15 protein-coding genes are annotated in these 14,281 nt (G+C 69.9%); 6 read left to right on the forward strand and 9 right to left on the reverse strand.

The features are described from left to right. Positions 1-4 precede the first annotated feature (4 nt). The 6 genes from YU1_RS0126135 to YU1_RS0126160 all read left to right on the forward strand — a co-directional run bounded on the left by YU1_RS0126135 (position 5) and on the right by YU1_RS0126160 (position 6,171). Entirely contained in the window at positions 5-913 is a 909-nt protein-coding gene (locus tag YU1_RS0126135) for an amidohydrolase family protein (RefSeq protein WP_245263461.1), read from the forward strand. Positions 914-969: 56 nt separating this feature from the next. Beyond that, entirely contained in the window at positions 970-2,310 is a 1,341-nt protein-coding gene (gene dctA / locus YU1_RS0126140; RefSeq protein ID WP_029006533.1) for a C4-dicarboxylate transporter DctA, read from the forward strand. Further along, positions 2,310-3,428, forward strand: coding sequence for a 4-oxalomesaconate tautomerase (locus YU1_RS0126145; RefSeq protein WP_029006534.1), 1,119 nt, complete (start codon positions 2,310-2,312; stop codon positions 3,426-3,428). The genes dctA and YU1_RS0126145 overlap by 1 nt, the downstream gene beginning before the upstream one ends. 39 nt (positions 3,429-3,467) lie before the next feature. Next, positions 3,468-4,190 (forward strand): PIG-L deacetylase family protein, encoded by a 723-nt coding sequence (locus YU1_RS0126150; RefSeq protein WP_029006535.1) that lies wholly within the window; start codon positions 3,468-3,470, stop codon positions 4,188-4,190. After that, positions 4,187-4,885: a 4-carboxy-4-hydroxy-2-oxoadipate aldolase/oxaloacetate decarboxylase gene (locus YU1_RS0126155; protein WP_029006536.1), complete on the forward strand. Its 699-nt coding sequence runs from the start codon at positions 4,187-4,189 to the stop codon at positions 4,883-4,885. Before YU1_RS0126150 ends, YU1_RS0126155 begins: the two co-directional genes overlap by 4 nt. Positions 4,886-5,175: 290 nt before the next feature. Next, positions 5,176-6,171, forward strand: coding sequence for a Bug family tripartite tricarboxylate transporter substrate binding protein (locus YU1_RS0126160; protein WP_051357409.1), 996 nt, complete (start codon positions 5,176-5,178; stop codon positions 6,169-6,171). Between the two features lie 10 nt (positions 6,172-6,181). Here the strand turns inward: YU1_RS0126160 and YU1_RS0126165 are convergent, their stop codons facing one another. From YU1_RS0126165 to YU1_RS0126205, 9 genes are all read right to left on the reverse strand, one after another. Further along, positions 6,182-7,054 (reverse strand): Pnap_2097 family protein, encoded by an 873-nt coding sequence (locus tag YU1_RS0126165; RefSeq protein ID WP_051357411.1) that lies wholly within the window; start codon positions 7,052-7,054, stop codon positions 6,182-6,184. A 3-nt stretch (positions 7,055-7,057) separates the two neighbouring features. Further along, entirely contained in the window at positions 7,058-8,338 is a 1,281-nt protein-coding gene (locus tag YU1_RS0126170; RefSeq protein WP_029006539.1) for an MSMEG_0569 family flavin-dependent oxidoreductase, read from the reverse strand. 38 nt (positions 8,339-8,376) lie between these two features. After that, positions 8,377-8,664, reverse strand: a complete 288-nt coding sequence (locus tag YU1_RS0126175) for an MSMEG_0570 family nitrogen starvation response protein (RefSeq protein WP_029006540.1) — start codon at positions 8,662-8,664, stop codon at positions 8,377-8,379. Continuing rightward, the gene (locus YU1_RS0126180; protein WP_029006541.1) at positions 8,657-9,808 is read right to left on the reverse strand and encodes an MSMEG_0565 family glycosyltransferase; all 1,152 of its coding nucleotides are present in this window, start codon (positions 9,806-9,808) and stop codon (positions 8,657-8,659) included. The genes YU1_RS0126175 and YU1_RS0126180 overlap by 8 nt, the downstream gene beginning before the upstream one ends. After that, positions 9,805-10,779 carry a sll0787 family AIR synthase-like protein gene (locus YU1_RS0126185; protein WP_035716790.1) on the reverse strand — a complete coding sequence of 325 codons (975 nt, stop codon included), beginning with the start codon at positions 10,777-10,779 and terminating at the stop codon, positions 9,805-9,807. The genes YU1_RS0126180 and YU1_RS0126185 overlap by 4 nt, the downstream gene beginning before the upstream one ends. Beyond that, entirely contained in the window at positions 10,779-11,321 is a 543-nt protein-coding gene (locus YU1_RS0126190; RefSeq protein WP_029006543.1) for an MSMEG_0567/Sll0786 family nitrogen starvation N-acetyltransferase, read from the reverse strand. The genes YU1_RS0126185 and YU1_RS0126190 overlap by 1 nt, the downstream gene beginning before the upstream one ends. Next, complete coding sequence (locus YU1_RS0126195; RefSeq protein WP_035716791.1) at positions 11,318-12,451, reverse strand: MSMEG_0568 family radical SAM protein; 1,134 nt, start codon at positions 12,449-12,451, stop codon at positions 11,318-11,320. The genes YU1_RS0126190 and YU1_RS0126195 overlap by 4 nt, the downstream gene beginning before the upstream one ends. Then, complete coding sequence (locus YU1_RS0126200; RefSeq protein ID WP_029006545.1) at positions 12,357-13,418, reverse strand: Nit6803 family nitrilase; 1,062 nt, start codon at positions 13,416-13,418, stop codon at positions 12,357-12,359. Before YU1_RS0126200 ends, YU1_RS0126195 begins: the two co-directional genes overlap by 95 nt. 75 nt (positions 13,419-13,493) lie before the next feature. Then, positions 13,494-13,976 (reverse strand): MSMEG_0572/Sll0783 family nitrogen starvation response protein, encoded by a 483-nt coding sequence (locus YU1_RS0126205; RefSeq protein ID WP_029006546.1) that lies wholly within the window; start codon positions 13,974-13,976, stop codon positions 13,494-13,496. Positions 13,977-14,281: the final 305 nt, after the last annotated feature.

Genomic DNA, 14,281 nt, shown 5'->3' on the forward strand with positions numbered 1-14,281 from the left:
CATCATGACCCCTGGTGCAATGACCTCCGGCGCAGCGACGATCAAGACCATCCCCGGCCCCGATCCGCACACCCGGACCCCGGCCTTCAGGCTGCCGCCGCTGTCGTGCGACACCCACTGCCACATCTTCGGGCCGGGCGACGTCTATCCCTATGACCCCAAGCGGTCCTACACCCCGCCGGACGCGCCGCTGCCGGCGTTCAAGGCGCTGCACGCCACTCTCGGCGTGGAGCGGGCGGTGATCGTCAACGCCAGCGTCCACGGCACCGACAACCGGGTGGCGCTGGACGCCATCGCCCAGTCCAACGGCCGCTACCGGGCGGTGGCCAACATCGACGGCAGCATCGACGAAAAGGGCATCGAGGCGCTGCACGCCGGCGGCTTCCGCGGCTGCCGGTTCAACTTCGTGCGGCATCTCGGCGGCGTGCCGGACATGACGGTGTTCGACCGCATCGTCGCCATGGTGGCCCCGTTCGGTTGGCACATCGACCTGCATTTCGACGCCATCGACCTTCCCCAATATGCCGACATGCTGGCCCGGCTGCCGGTGCCCTACACCATCGACCACATGGGCCGGGTGCAGGCGGGCGAGGGGCTCGACCAGCTGCCCTTCCGCACCCTCATCGACCTGATGCGGCGCGACGAGAAGTGCTGGGTGAAGATCTGCGGCGCCGAGCGCGTCTCCACCATGGGCCCGCCGTTCCACGACGCCGTGCCGTTCGCGCGCAAGATCCTGGAGACCGCGCCGGACCGGGTGATCTGGGGCACCGACTGGCCGCACCCCAACGTCAAGGTGATGCCCAATGACGGCGACCTCGTGGACCTGATCCCGCTGTTCGCCCCGGAGCCGGAGCTGCAGCGCAAGGTGCTGGTGGAGAACCCGGCCCGCCTGTTCGACTTCAACGACGCCTGACCGACCGCCGGCGAAGCGGCGCAGCCCGTTCGCGTGCATGTCCCTGGGAGGAAACCATGTCCTTAAGTCACGCGAGCGCGCCGCCGGCGGTGAAGAAGCCGGCCCGCGCCTGGTATGCCCAATTGTGGGTGCAGGTGGTGGCCGCCATGATCATCGGCATCCTGGTCGGCCATTACTACCCGCAGTTCGGCACCAGGATGCAGCCGCTCGGCGACGCCTTCATCAAGGCGATCCGCATGCTGATCGGGCCGATCATCTTCTGCACCGTGGTGCACGGCATCGCCAAGATGGCGGACATGGCGCGGGTCGGGCGCGTCGCCATCAAGGCGCTGATCTATTTCGAGATCATCACCACCATCGCCCTGGCGCTGGCGCTGGTCATGGTCAATCTGTGGCAGCCGGGCGCGGGCATGAACGTGGACCTGTCCACGGTCGATACCTCCTCCATCAAGGGCTACATCGCCCAGACCGAGAAGACCGACACCGTCTCCTTCCTGCTGAACATCATCCCCAACACCTTCGTCGGGGCGTTCACCGAAGGGCATGTGCTCCAGGTGCTGTTCATCGCCGTGCTGTGCGGCTTCGGCCTCACCTGGCTCGGCCCGCGCGGCAAGCCGGTCATCGACCTCACCGAGACCGTCTCGCAGATGCTGTTCCAGGTGGTGGGCATCGTCATGTGGGCGGCCCCGCTCGGCGCCTTCGGGGCGATCGCCTTCACGGTCGGCAAGTTCGGCGCCTCCTCGCTGCTGTCGCTGGGCAATCTGCTGATCTGCTTCTACGTCACCTGCATCGTGTTCGTGGTGGTGGTGCTGGGCGCGGTGGCGCGCATCTGCGGCTTCAGCCTGTTCAAGCTGATGCGCTACATCCGCGAGGAGATCCTGATCGTCTTCGCCACCACCTCGTCGGAGACCGTGCTGCCGCGCATGCTGGTGAAGATGGAGAAGGCGGGCTGCGAGGAGAGCGTGGTCGGCCTCGTCATCCCCACCGGCTATTCGTTCAACCTCGACGGCACCTGCCTGTATCTGGCGACCGCCGCCGTGTTCCTGGCCCAGGCCACCAACACCCCGCTCGACATCAGCCACCAGATCGGCCTGCTGCTGATCCTGCTGCTCACCTCCAAGGGCGCGGCGGGCATCGCCGGGGCGGCGTTCGTGGTGCTGGCGGCGACGCTCGCCTCCTCCGGCACCATCCCGGTGGCCAGCGTCGCTTTGGTGCTCGGCATCCACCGGCTGATGTCGGAGGGCCTCACCCCCACCAATCTCATCGGCAACGCGGTTGCCACCATCGCCATCGCCAAGTGGGAGAACGCCCTCGACGAGGACCGCCTGCGCCGGGTGCTGGACGGCGAGGATTTGGACGCCGAGGCGCTGGGCGCCGAACCCGCGAGGATCGCCTGATGTCGTCGCAAGTCTCCATCCCCTGCATGCTGATCCGCGGCGGCACCTCCAAGGGGGCCTATTTCCTGGCCTCGGACCTGCCCGCCGATAAAGCCCAGCGCGACGCCATCCTGCTGGCGGTGATGGGCTCGCCCGATCCGCGCCAGGTGGACGGGGTGGGCGGTGCGCATCCGCTCACCAGCAAGGTGGCGATCGTCTCGCGCTCCGAGCTGGCGGACTGCGACATCGACTTCCTGTTCGCCCAGGTGGTGGTGGACAAGCCGATGGTGGACACCACGCCCAATTGCGGCAACATCCTCGCCGGCATCGCCCCGTTCGCCATCGAGCGCGGGCTGATCGCGGCGACGTCGCCGCGCACGCGGGTGCGGGTGCGCACGGTCAACACCGGCACCATCGCCGAACTCAGCGTGGAGACGCCGGACGGCGTGCCGGTCTATGGCGGGGACGCGCGCATCGACGGCGTGCCCGGCACCGCGAGCCCCATCGCCATCGACTTCCTCGACGCGGCGGGCTCGGTGTGCGGCGCCCTGCTGCCCACCGGCAATTTGGTGGACGAGGTGGCGGGCGTTCCGGCGACGCTGATCGACAACGGCATGCCCTGCGTGGTGCTGGCGGCATCCTCGGTCGGCCGCACCGGCTACGAGCCGCGCGACGTGCTGGACAAGGACACCGAGCTGAAGGCCCGGCTGGAGGAGATCCGCCTTGCCGCCGGCCCCTTGATGAATCTGGGCGACGTCGGCCCCAAGGTGGTGCCGAAGATGATCCTGGTGGCGCCGCCCAAGGCGGGCGGCGCGATCTCCACCCGCAGCTTCATCCCGCATGAATGCCACGCCTCCATCGGCGTGTTCGCGGCGGTCACGGTGGCCACCGCCTGCGCGCTGCCCGGCACGCCCGCCGCCGCCGTGGCGGTGATGCCGGACGGGCCGGTGAAGACGCTCTCGGTGGAGCATCCCACCGGGGAATTCTCCGTGCGGCTCGAACTGGGCGGCACGGCGGAGGCCCCCGAGGTGCTGCGCGCCGGGCTTCTGCGCACCGCCCGCCCGCTGTTCGACGGGCGGGTGTTCGTGCGCCCCGGCGTCATCGCCGCCGCGTCCGCCCTGTCCGCCGCCGCCGAATGAGCCGGCGCCGGTCCTGTTTGATAAAAGGCTGAGAACACCATGTCGCACCAGAAGTCGGCCCTCGTCATCACCGCCCATCCGGGCGATTTCGTCTGGCGCGCGGGCGGCGCCATCGCCCTGCATGCGCGCAAGGGCTACAAGGTGAAGATCGCCTGCCTGTCGTATGGCGAGCGCGGCGAGAGCCAGTGGGCCTGGAAGACCGCCGGCGTGAAGCTGGAGGACGTCAAGGCCCAGCGCAAGGCGGAAGCCGCCGAGGCGGCCGGCATCCTCGGGGCCGAGATCGAGTTCTTCGATGCCGGCGACTATCCGCTGCGCGGCACCGAGGCCATTCTTGATCGGCTGATCGACATCTATCGCGAGGAGGCGCCGGCCTTCGTCCTCACCCACTCGCTGAACGATCCCTACAATGTGGACCATCCGGAGGCGACCCGCCTCGCCCAGGAGGCCCGCATCATCGCCCAGGCGGCCGGCCACAAGCCGGACCCGGCCCGCGCCTATGCCGCCCCGCCGGTGTTCCTGTTCGAGCCGCACCAGCCGGAGCAGTGCGACTACAAGCCCAACGTCATCCTCAATATCGACGACGTGTGGGAGGTGAAGCGCAAGGCGTTCGAGGTGCTGGCGGCGCAGAAGCACCTCTGGGAGTATTACACCCGCGTGGCGCTGAACCGGGGCATGCAGGGCGGCCGCAACTCCGGCCGGGCCATGACCTATGGCGAAGCCTATCAGCGCCTGTTCCCCATGGTGCTGGAGGAATTGGCATGACCGGCCTCGTCGTCCGCAACGTCCGCCGCGCCGATGGGGCGGTGATCGACCAGCTGGCCGGCTTCGGCTCGGCCACGGTGCACGAGGCCATGGGCCGCATCGGGCTGATGAAGCCCTACATGCGGCCGATCTATGCCGGCGCGCAGGTGGCCGGCAGCGCCATCACCGTGCTCGCCCAGCCGGGCGACAACTGGATGCTCCACGTGGCCGCCGAGCAGATTAAGCCCGGCGACATCGTGGTGGTGGCCTGCACCACCGACAATACCGACGGCATGTTCGGCGACCTTCTGGCCACCTCGTTCAAGGCGCGCGGCGCGGTCGGCCTCGTCATCGACGCCGGCTGCCGCGACGTGAAGACCCTGACCGAGATGGGCTTCCCGGTGTGGCCGCGCGCCATCTCCGCCAAGGGCACGGTGAAGGCCACCGTCGGCAGCGTCAACGTGCCGGTGGTCTGCGCCGGGGCGCTGGTCGAGGCCGGCGACGTGGTGGTGGCGGATGACGACGGCGTCGTCGTGGTGCCGCGCGCCCGCGCCGCCGAGGTGGCGGAGAAGGCCGCCGCCCGCGAGGCCAACGAGGGCGAGAAGCGGGCGAAGCTCGCCTCCGGTGTGCTCGGCCTCGACATGTACAAGATGCGCGAACCGCTGGCGGCGGCGGGCCTCGTCTATGTGGACGATCTGCCGGACGCGGACGGCTAGAGCGTTTTCGAGCGAAGTGGATTCCGGTTCGCGTGAAGAAAACGCGATCAAACAAGTAGATAGAGAATTTCACCGATTCGAAGAAACGGAGAAATGCTCTAGAGGGCGATCGACCCGCCTCGAAGCACGTCGGTGCTCCGATGCGGGTCGTGAATCGCTCTCCAACAACACGTGAGAGACTGATTAACCGATCAGGTTGGTTCAACCTGGTCGGATCAGGCTCTGAGCGCGCGGACACGACGACGGACGCCGGAGGATACCGGCGCCGCCCCACCTCAGGGAGGAAGACCATGAACCCGTTCGCCCGGATCGCCGCCGGCTGCGCAGTGGCGCTCGCGCTGGCAATCTGCCTCGTGCCCGCTTTCCTTGCCACCGCCTCCGCCCAGACCGCCTATCCCACCCGCCCGGTGCGCATCCTGGTGCCGTTCGGCCCCGGCGGCATCGCCGACATCACCGTGCGCGTGGTGGCGGAAAAGCTGACCGAGAAGCTCGGCCAGCAGTTCGTCATCGACAACCAGCCGGGCGCCGGCGGCATCACCGCCGCGCGCTCCGCGCTCCAGGCCACCGCCGACGGCTATACACTGGTGCTGCTCACCAACGGCACGGCCATCTCGGTGCCCTTGTTCAAGAAGCTGCCGTTCAATCCGGTGAAGGATTTCGCCCCGGTCTCCTCGCTCGGCACTTTCGACTTCCTGTTCCTCACCAACGGCGCGTCCAAATACCAATCGGTGCGGGATCTGGTGGCCTTCGCCAAGGCCAATCCCGGCGTGCTGAACGTCGGCACGGTGAATGTGGGCTCCAGCCAGAATCTCTCCGCCGAGCTGTTCAAGTCCATGGCCGGCATCGATTTCACCATCGTGCCCTACAAGACCACGCCGGACCTCGTCATCGCCACCACCAGGGCCGATGTTGATCTGATGATCGACAGCTACGCCTCTGCCCGGGCGATGATGGCGGACAAGAAGATCCGCGCCCTCGCCTCGTCCGGCCCGGCGCGCTCGGCGGTGACGCCGGATCTGGTGACGGTGGACGAGAGCGGGGTGAAGGGGTTCGACGTCACCTCCTGGAACGCCATCTTCGCCCCCGCCGGCACGCCGCAGGAGGTCATCGCCACGCTGAACGCGGCGATCCGCGAGGTGGTGGCCCTGCCGGAGGTGAAGAAGAAGCTGCTCGACCTCGGCATCGAGGCGAAGGCGAGCACGCCGCAGGAGCTGGGCGCGCGCCTCGCCTCCGACATCGCCAAATGGACGGCGGTGATCGACAAGGCGGGCATCGAGAAGCAATAGGCGGGGTGCTTCAGGGCGCGCGGCGGCGGGTGAAGATGTCCGCCAGCCGCGCGCCGTCCTCGCGCTCCAGGCGCAGCCAGTGGCGGGTCTCCCGCCCCTCGCGGGCGTGGCCCAGCAGGCAGGCGGACAGCCGCTCGCCCGGCTCGATATTGCCGAAATAGAGAATGTCCCGCGCCAGCGTCACCGTGGCCGGCGGGAGCCCCAGCCATTCCCATTCGGCGCGGTCGGCGAAGGCCTGGAAGGCGGCGAAATAGAGGAAGTGGGCGCCGTTGAAATCCTGCGACGGGCAGGGGTTGATGAGGAGGCGGGCGGTCTCGCGCGCGCCGTCGCGGGCAAAGCCCATGTGGGTGTCCCAGCGCCCGCCGCGCAAGGCGGCGGCGAGCGCGGAGGTGCGGCTCACCGCGCCGGGGCCGAGCGGCGGCAGGCCCTGCGGGCGCACCCGCGCCACCTGCCGGTTGCGCCCCGGCTCCAGCCGCTTCACGAACACCGAGACCAGTTCCACCTCCGCCACCGTCTCCTCGCCGAGGGTGACAACATGGCGGCTGGCGAACTGCGTCGCCGAGATGCGGGCGAGCGAGGAGGCGAACGCCAGCGTGTCGTTCTCCGCCACCAGATCGAGCCGCCCGCGCGCGATGCTGGCGCCGCAGAAGGCGGCATAGACCGGCGCACCGTCCGCGTCGCGGAAGTCCGGCACCCCCTCGCCCGCCGCCTGCGCCAGCAGGAACCAGTGGCGGTGGCCGCATTCCTTCAGCAGCCAGGTTTCCGACAGGCCGCCCAGGGCGAGGTGCGGCATGCCCACCAGCACGCGCGGCGCCAGCGGCTCCGGCGCGGGCAAGCGGGCCGCCCCGGCGGGGCTGCGGCGGGGGAAGGGGATGAGGCTCACCGCTCAGCCCGCCGCCATCAGGCGCGGGGCTTCGCCGTTGGCGAGCTCGGCGATGCGCTCGCCCACGTAGCGCGCGTCGCGGTCGATGCCGGAGAAGCGGCCGGAGCCCCAGGTGTGCAGCCAGGGCAGGCCGAGGAAATAGACCCCCGGCACCTGCGTGACGCCGCGATGATGCTGGGGATGGCCCGCGCCGTTGAACACCGGCGCGTCCAGCCAGCGGAAATCCGGCTGGAAGCCGATGCACCAGATGATGGCGGTGATGCCGGCCGCCTCCAGGTCGAGCGCCGCCGGCTCGGTCTCCGGGGCCCACACCGGCGTGTAGACGGAGGACGGCGGGGCGTCGATGCCGTTCTCCGCGATGTACTTATCGATGGCGGCGTTGATGCCGTTATAGACCCGGTCCGCCTCGTCCAGCGATGCGGTGAGGGTGGGAGCGAAGGTCAGCGTGGTGCCGTCCAGCGCGTCCAGCAGGCCGTAGAGGCGCATGCCCTCCAAGGCGAACCGGCGCAGGTCGATGTCGCGCCCGCCGTCGCGGCCGGTGACATAATGGTTGGTGTTGTCGCGCACCCCCTCGCGCAGGGGGTGGCGCTCCACGGGCATGTCGTAATAGCCCATGTCCGCCAGCCAGGTGACCACGTCCTTGCCGCGATAGAAACGGGCGCAGCGCGGCGCGTCGCCCACCGCCAGATGCACCTTGCGGCCGGCGAGGTGCAGGTCCTCGGCGATCTGCGCGCCGGATTGGCCGGAGCCCACCACCAGCACCTCGCCTTCGGGCAGGGCCTGGGCATTGCGATACTGCTCGGAATGGATCTGGCGGATGGACTTGGGCAGGCGCTCAGCGAAGCGCGGGACGATGGGGGTGTGGTAGCCGCCGGAGGTCGCCACCACCTGGTCGGCTGTCACCGTGCCGGCGCTGGTCGTCACTTCGAAGCCGCCGCCGGCGCGGGGCTTCACGCGGCGGACCGCCACGCCCTCGCGCAGGGGGGCGTCCACCTTGCGCCGGAAGGCGTCGAGATAGGCGATGATCTCGTCCTTCTTCATGAAGCCGTCCGGCTCCGGCCCGTCATAGGGGTGGCCGGGCAGGGCGCACTGCCAGTTGGGCGTGACGAGGCAGAAATTGTCCCAGCGCTGCTTGGACCACGCGCCCATGGCCACGTCCTTCTCGAACACCACGTGATCGAGCTTCGCGGCCTTCAGATAATGGCTGATGGACAGGCCCCCCTGTCCGCCGCCGATGACGACGACGGCGTGATGGGGAACCGTTTCACTCGCTGCCTCGGGCATGGTCTCTCTCCTGGTCTCGCGTCGCGCGGGCGCGCGGGTCATTCCTCGAAGGCGTCCACATGGACGCGGGGATCGGGCGTGTTGGAAAAGGCGGCGCCCGCCGCCTCGATGCGGGCCAGCTGGCCGAGGGCGAGCGAGCAGGGCATGCCGTATCTGGCCTTCACCCGGTCGCTGGCGATGGTCAGCGCGGCGCGGCTGCGATTGAGGAAGTCCGCCAGCGCATAGGTCTCGCCGGGGGCGAAATAGTCCTTGATCACCAGCGAGGGCGAATAGCAGGCCTCCGCGCGCCCGTCGGGCCAGCGGATGTGGAAGCGCATTTCAGGCATGAGCGGGCTCCGCGAGATGGTCATAGGCCGCCAGATGCGCGGCGGCGGTGGCGTCCCAGCCATGGGCGCGGGCGACGCGGGCGCCCGCCGCCACCAGGCGGCGCCGCAGGGCGGGGGTAAGGGCGGCGGCGAGCGCGTCGGCGATGGACCGGGCGGCAGTCGGGTCGCACCACGCCACGTCGCCGGGGCCGAGATATTCGGTGAAGGGGGCGATGGCCGGCGCCACCACCGGGATGCCGCTGGCCATCGCCTCCAGCACCACCAGGCCGAAGCCCTCCTTCAGCGAGGGGAAGGCCAGCGCATCGGCGATGCGGTAGAGCGCCGGCATGTCGTCCTGCGCCAGCGGCCCGGTGACGACGACCGCGCCCGGCGGCAGCGGGCTTGCCCGCAGCGCATGGCGGAAGGCCTGGCGGTAGGCGTCATGGTCCAGCAGCGAAGCGCCCCCGGCGATCACCAGTTGCGCGGCGGGATGCAGCGCGCGCAGCTGGATGAAGGCGTTGAGGATGGCCAGCGTGTTCTTGCGCTGCTCGATGCCGCCCACCGCCAGGATCACCGGCCCCGCCCCGAGCCCGAGCCGGGCGCGCAGGCCCGCCTCGCGGCCGTCGGGCGCGGGGGAGAAGCGGGCGGTGTCCACCCCGTTGCCCACCAGCGTCGCATCGCGGCCGAACACCTCGGCGATGCGCTCCCGCCATGCCCGGCTGACCACGAACAGCGCGTCGGCCTGCGCGATGGAGCGGTGCTGGAGGTCGTTCAGCACCGGGTCGGCGAAGGCGTCCATGTGGTGGATTGTGCGGGCGAAGCCGGGAATGAGGCCGCGCGCCTTCAGCGTCGCCAGCGCATTGCCGGAGATGCCGTCCTGGGCGTGGAAGACATCGAAGCGCCGGTGCGCGGGATGCTCGAAATGGGCCACGTAATCGGCGATGCGCGCCGCCACCAGCGCGGTGGTGTCGCCGGCGACCGGACGCGCGGGCACGCTCGCCGTGACGCAGGCGGCGGGGCGGAAGAAGCCCCGGCCGCCGGCGTCGGGGGCGTGGACGCAGGCGGACTGGCCAAGGCGCGTCAGCGCCTCGCCCAGCTCCAGCGCATGGACCACCCCGCCGCGCGGGTTGGTGGAATGGGTAAGGAGGGCGATGGAGAGGCTCATGCGGCGGCTCCCGCGGGCGCGCAGCCGAGCAGGGGACGGCGGGAGAAGTCCCAGATCACCTCCCGCGCGGCGCCGCGCGCGATCACCACCTGCAGCTCGGCCGTCACCGTGCCGATGGCGGCGGCGGCGATGCCGCGCCCGGAAAAGCGCGCGGTGAGCGCCGGCACGTCGGCGGGATCGGCGGCGAAGAGATAGCCGTAGCTGGGGAAGGTGGTCAGCCAGCGGGCGGGATCCACCCCCTCGGGCCGGGGCACCGCGTCGGGATCGATGCGCGCGCCGACGCCGGAGGTCTCCGCCAGCATGGCGGCGGTGCCGATCACGCCGCCCTGGCTGATGTCCTTGGCCGCGCGCGACAGGCCGGCTTCCGCGATCTCGGGCAGCAGCTCCATGTCGCCGCGCAGCCGCGCCGGCGGGGCGTCGGTGGCGGCCTCCCAGTTGGAGAAGGGTTCGCGATAGCGCCCGCGCAGGTCGATGGCCGCCACCAGCGCCTGCCCCGGCTGGGCGTCGAAGCTGGTGAGCAGGCGCTTCGCCCGGCCGAGGATGGCGACGGAGAGCTGGCCGCGATCGCTGCGGATATTGGTATGCCCGCCCACCACCGGAATGCCGAAGGCGGCGGAAGCGGCGGCCAGGCCCTCCAGCACCGGCTGCGCGCCCGCTTCGCCATCGGCCCACACCGCATCCACCACGGCGAGCGGGCGCCCGCCCATGGCGGCGATGTCGGAGGCGTTCACCATCACCCCGCACCAGCCGGCGAACCACGGGTCCCCCGCCACGAAGGCGTTCATGAAGCCCTCGATGGCCAGCAGCAGGAAGCCGTCGCCATCGGGAATGGCGGCGCAATCATCGCCCACCGGCACCGCGCCCGCGCCATTCAGGCCGAGGCGGGCGGCGACGGCAGCGATGTCCGCCTTGCTGGCAAGGCCGGCGCTTGCGCGCAGCGTGTCCGCGAGGCTGGCGAGGGCGCGGTCCATCAGGCCGCCCGCCGGGGAAAGGCGAGGAAACCGGTCTCGGCGGCGGCGAACGGCGGATAGTAGCTGAGGTCCGCCTCCATCAGATGGTGCGGGCGGCCCACCAGCTCGATCTCCTCCAGCGTGCGCCAGCGCAGGCGGCGGAACAGCAGCGCGTTCTGGCTCTGCACATGAGCGAGGAAGCGCCGGCAGCCGCGCGCATGGGCGGAGGAGACGGCGAGGCGGATGAGCGAGGCGCCGAGCGTGCCCACATGGCGATAGTCCTCCGCCACCGCGAGGCGCGAGCCCCACCACGTGCCGGGCTCGGCCTCGTGGATGCGCACGGTACCCACCACCGCATCCGCCGCCACGCCCCACAGCGAGAGCGCGACGATGGGAATGGCGGCGTCATCGATGGCGTCGCGGTCATCGCCCGAAAATAGCCCCTGCTCGCCGCAGAAGACCTGTCTGCGCAAGGCGCTGGCGCCGGCCCGCTCCCAGCCCTCGGTGGCGAACTTCACCTGGAACTCGGCCGCCGTGAACGGCTTGAAGGCATCGAACATCAGCCGATCCCCCGCTCATAGGTGGAGAGCGCCGAGCAGGCGCCGCACTTGCCGCAGCCGGCCTTGATGTCGGTGGCCCGAAGGCCCGCCGCGCGCACCATGTCCGCCAGCGGCTGGAGCACGGATTTCATGAAGGCGGGCTGGGGCGCGGGATGGTGCTCCAGCGGCGTGCCGGAGATGGGCACGAACGGCACCACGAAGGGATAGACGCCGCGCGCCAGCAGAGCCTCGCACATGGCGAGGATGGCTTCGCGCGTGTCGCCCAGCCCGGCGAGGATGTAGGTGGAGACCTGCCCCTTGCCGAACACCGGCACGGCGGCCTCGAATGCGGAAAGATAGCGCTCGATCGGCACCTGCGCCTTGCCGGGCATGATGCGGGCGCGCACCTCCGGCGTCACGGCTTCCAGATGCATGCCGAGCGAATCTGCGCCCGCTTCCTTCATGCGGGCGAACCACGCGTCGTCGTCCGGCGGCTCGCATTGCACCTGGATGGGCAGGTCCACGGCGGCCTTCACGGCGGCGGCGCTCTCGGCCAGCACCGCGCAGCCGCGATCCTTGCCGGGCGGGGTGCCGGTGGTCATCACCATGTGGGTCACGCCGTCCAGCGCCACGGCGGCCTTCGCCACCTCGGCGAGCTGCTGCGGCGTCTTGCGGGCAATGGTGCGCCCGGCGGCCAGCGACTGGCCGATGGCGCAGAACTGGCAGGTCTTGGCCCGGCTCTGGTAGCGCACGCACTCCTGCAACACGGTGGTGGCGAGCACGTCGCGGCCGTGCAGGGTGGCGATCTTCCAATAGGGCACGCCGTCGGTGGAGACGAGGTCGTAGAAGCGCGGGCGGCGGGGGAAGGAGACCTCCGCCAGCGGCAGGCCGTCGCGCAGGATGCGCGTGGCGCCGCTTGGCACCTGGGCGATCTCGAACGGGCTCTGGGCCGCCGGCGCGGTGTGGACGGGGACCATGATGGTCATGCCGTCCAGCGTCATGGCCTTGTGGTCGGAGGGGCCGGCGCCGCCGCGCCGGCTCTGCGCCCCGGCGTCGGGATCAGCGAGCCGGACCCCGTAGGACTGCAATTCGGTCATCAGCTCCGCCGTCGGCAGAGGGCTGATGGGGGCGGCGGTCGGATGCGTCTGCTTCATCGCTACGGCTCCCGAAGAAGGGCTGGACGGCGGCCGGTTGCATGGGCTGCGCCGGGCGGGTGTCGATATGGAGGCTGAGCAGCTCCGGCCGGGCGTAATGGCCGACGCTGTCCATCATGCGCTTGCGCTTGGTGATGAGGCTCATGTCGAGATCGGCCACCAGCAGGCCTTCCCCACTGGTGAGCGGCGGCACAAGATGGCTGCCTTCCGGGCTGACGATGGCGGTCATGCAGCCGCCGGTCAGCGCGCGGCGCAGCTTCTCGTCGGGCGAGATGCGGGCGATCTGGCCCTCGGTGAGCCAGCCGGTGGCGTTGACCACGAAGCAGCCGCTCTCCAGCGCATGGTGGCGGATGGTCACTTCCATCTGCTCGGCGAAGATGGGGCCGACCATGGAGCCGGGGAATTGCGCGGCGTGGATCTCCTCGTGCTGCGCCATCAAGGCGTAGCGGGCGAGGGGATTGTAATGCTCCCAGCAGGCCAGCGCGCCGACGCGGCCGACCTTGGTGTCCACCACCTGAAGCCCGGCGCCGTCGCCCTGGCCCCAGATCATGCGCTCGTGGAAGGTGGGGGTGATCTTGCGGCGCTTGAGCTTGAGCGACCCGTCGGCGTCGAAGATCAGCTGCGCGTTGTAAAGCGAGCCGTGGTCGCGCTCGTTGATGCCGACCACCACCACCATGCCGAAGCGGCGGGCGGCGGCGGAGAGGGCCTCCGTCACCGGGCCGGGCACGGTGACGGCATGCTCGTAGAGCCGCATGTGCTCGGCGCTGGTGAGCACCGGCGGGGCGATGAAGGAGAAATAGGGATACCAGGGCAGGAGCGTCTCGGGGAAGACGATGAATTCCACGCCCTTGCCTGCCGCCTCCTTGAGGGCGGCGAGCACGCGCTCCAGCGTGCCCATGCCGTCGTCGAGATCGGGCGCGATCTGCGCCGCGGCGGCGCGGACGATGCGCTTCTCGGGGGTGTGCATCCTCTTCTCCGTTGGTGGCGGGACGGAAGCCCTCTCCCGCTTGCGGGAGAGGGGACCTGTCGCTTGGGGCGATCCTCAGAGCGTCCAGGTGTCGAGGATGAAGGCGTTGTCGCGCCGGTGCAGCAGCACCAGGTCGAGCACGTCCAGCGGGCTGATCGGGACGATGCCGGGGATGAGCGAGGGCTCACCATGGCCGTAGAGCGCCTGGAGCGCGAAGCGGCAGGCATAGACCTTGCCGCCTTCCTCGATGAACTTGGTGATCTGGTTGTTGAAGTTCATGTGGCCGGGGAAGGCCTCGTCGCCGAGCTTGGGGAAGCCGCGCTGCACGCCGAGCGTGACGCCGGGGCCGTAGAGCAGGATGGAGGTCTCGAAGCCCTTGCGCTTGAGGCGGGTGGCCTGGAGCAGGTTGACGAAGCCGATGGAGCCTTCGAACGCCACCGTGTGGAAGGTGACGAGGGCCTTCTCGCCCGGCTGGGCTTTCACGTCCTCGAACTTCTTGTCCTCGTAATCGACGAAGAAATCACCCTTCTGGTGGGCGGGGGCGGTCACGGCGGGCATCACTCTCTCCATGTTGCAGGACCGCGGGCGGCTCGTCCTGGGGCGGTCGATGGAGAGTTTTGCAATCAATGTGCCAGTTGCGCGGCCCTTCGATGCAGGCATTGCGGTTCAATGAATGCATTCAAAAATACATTCAATAAAACGGACCTAAAGCGTTGCCGGGCGTTGCCTGCGGGATAAGCGGATGCCCGCGCGGGCGCCAGTCTGTTGCATATTTGATGCGCAAATGACGGGGCGTCGGACGCGACAAGACGCCATGCCGCAGCGGCCGGAGACGTGACACGGCTGCGATGCAACACTATACA

Origin of the sequence: Azorhizobium doebereinerae UFLA1-100 (genome assembly GCF_000473085.1) — a bacterium.
GTDB classification, from domain to species: Bacteria; Pseudomonadota; Alphaproteobacteria; order Rhizobiales; family Xanthobacteraceae; genus Azorhizobium; species Azorhizobium doebereinerae.

Bases quoted from the DNA above. Each gene is read 5' to 3' on its own strand.
- YU1_RS0126135 (WP_245263461.1), top strand. From the start codon at position 5: ATGACCCCTGGTGCAATGACCTCCGGCGCAGCGACGATCAAGACCATC.
- YU1_RS0126155 (WP_029006536.1), top strand. From the start codon at position 4,187: ATGACCGGCCTCGTCGTCCGCAACGTCCGCCGCGCCGATGGGGCGGTG.
- YU1_RS0126160 (WP_051357409.1), top strand. From the start codon at position 5,176: ATGAACCCGTTCGCCCGGATCGCCGCCGGCTGCGCAGTGGCGCTCGCG.
- YU1_RS0126200 (WP_029006545.1), bottom strand. From the start codon at position 13,418: ATGCACACCCCCGAGAAGCGCATCGTCCGCGCCGCCGCGGCGCAGATC.
- YU1_RS0126150 (WP_029006535.1), top strand. From the start codon at position 3,468: ATGTCGCACCAGAAGTCGGCCCTCGTCATCACCGCCCATCCGGGCGAT.
- YU1_RS0126185 (WP_035716790.1), bottom strand. From the start codon at position 10,779: ATGGACCGCGCCCTCGCCAGCCTCGCGGACACGCTGCGCGCAAGCGCC.
- YU1_RS0126195 (WP_035716791.1), bottom strand. From the start codon at position 12,451: ATGAAGCAGACGCATCCGACCGCCGCCCCCATCAGCCCTCTGCCGACG.
- YU1_RS0126145 (WP_029006534.1), top strand. From the start codon at position 2,310: ATGTCGTCGCAAGTCTCCATCCCCTGCATGCTGATCCGCGGCGGCACC.
- YU1_RS0126170 (WP_029006539.1), bottom strand. From the start codon at position 8,338: ATGCCCGAGGCAGCGAGTGAAACGGTTCCCCATCACGCCGTCGTCGTC.
- dctA (WP_029006533.1), top strand. From the start codon at position 970: ATGTCCTTAAGTCACGCGAGCGCGCCGCCGGCGGTGAAGAAGCCGGCC.
- YU1_RS0126175 (WP_029006540.1), bottom strand. From the start codon at position 8,664: ATGCCTGAAATGCGCTTCCACATCCGCTGGCCCGACGGGCGCGCGGAG.
- YU1_RS0126180 (WP_029006541.1), bottom strand. From the start codon at position 9,808: ATGAGCCTCTCCATCGCCCTCCTTACCCATTCCACCAACCCGCGCGGC.
- YU1_RS0126205 (WP_029006546.1), bottom strand. From the start codon at position 13,976: ATGCCCGCCGTGACCGCCCCCGCCCACCAGAAGGGTGATTTCTTCGTC.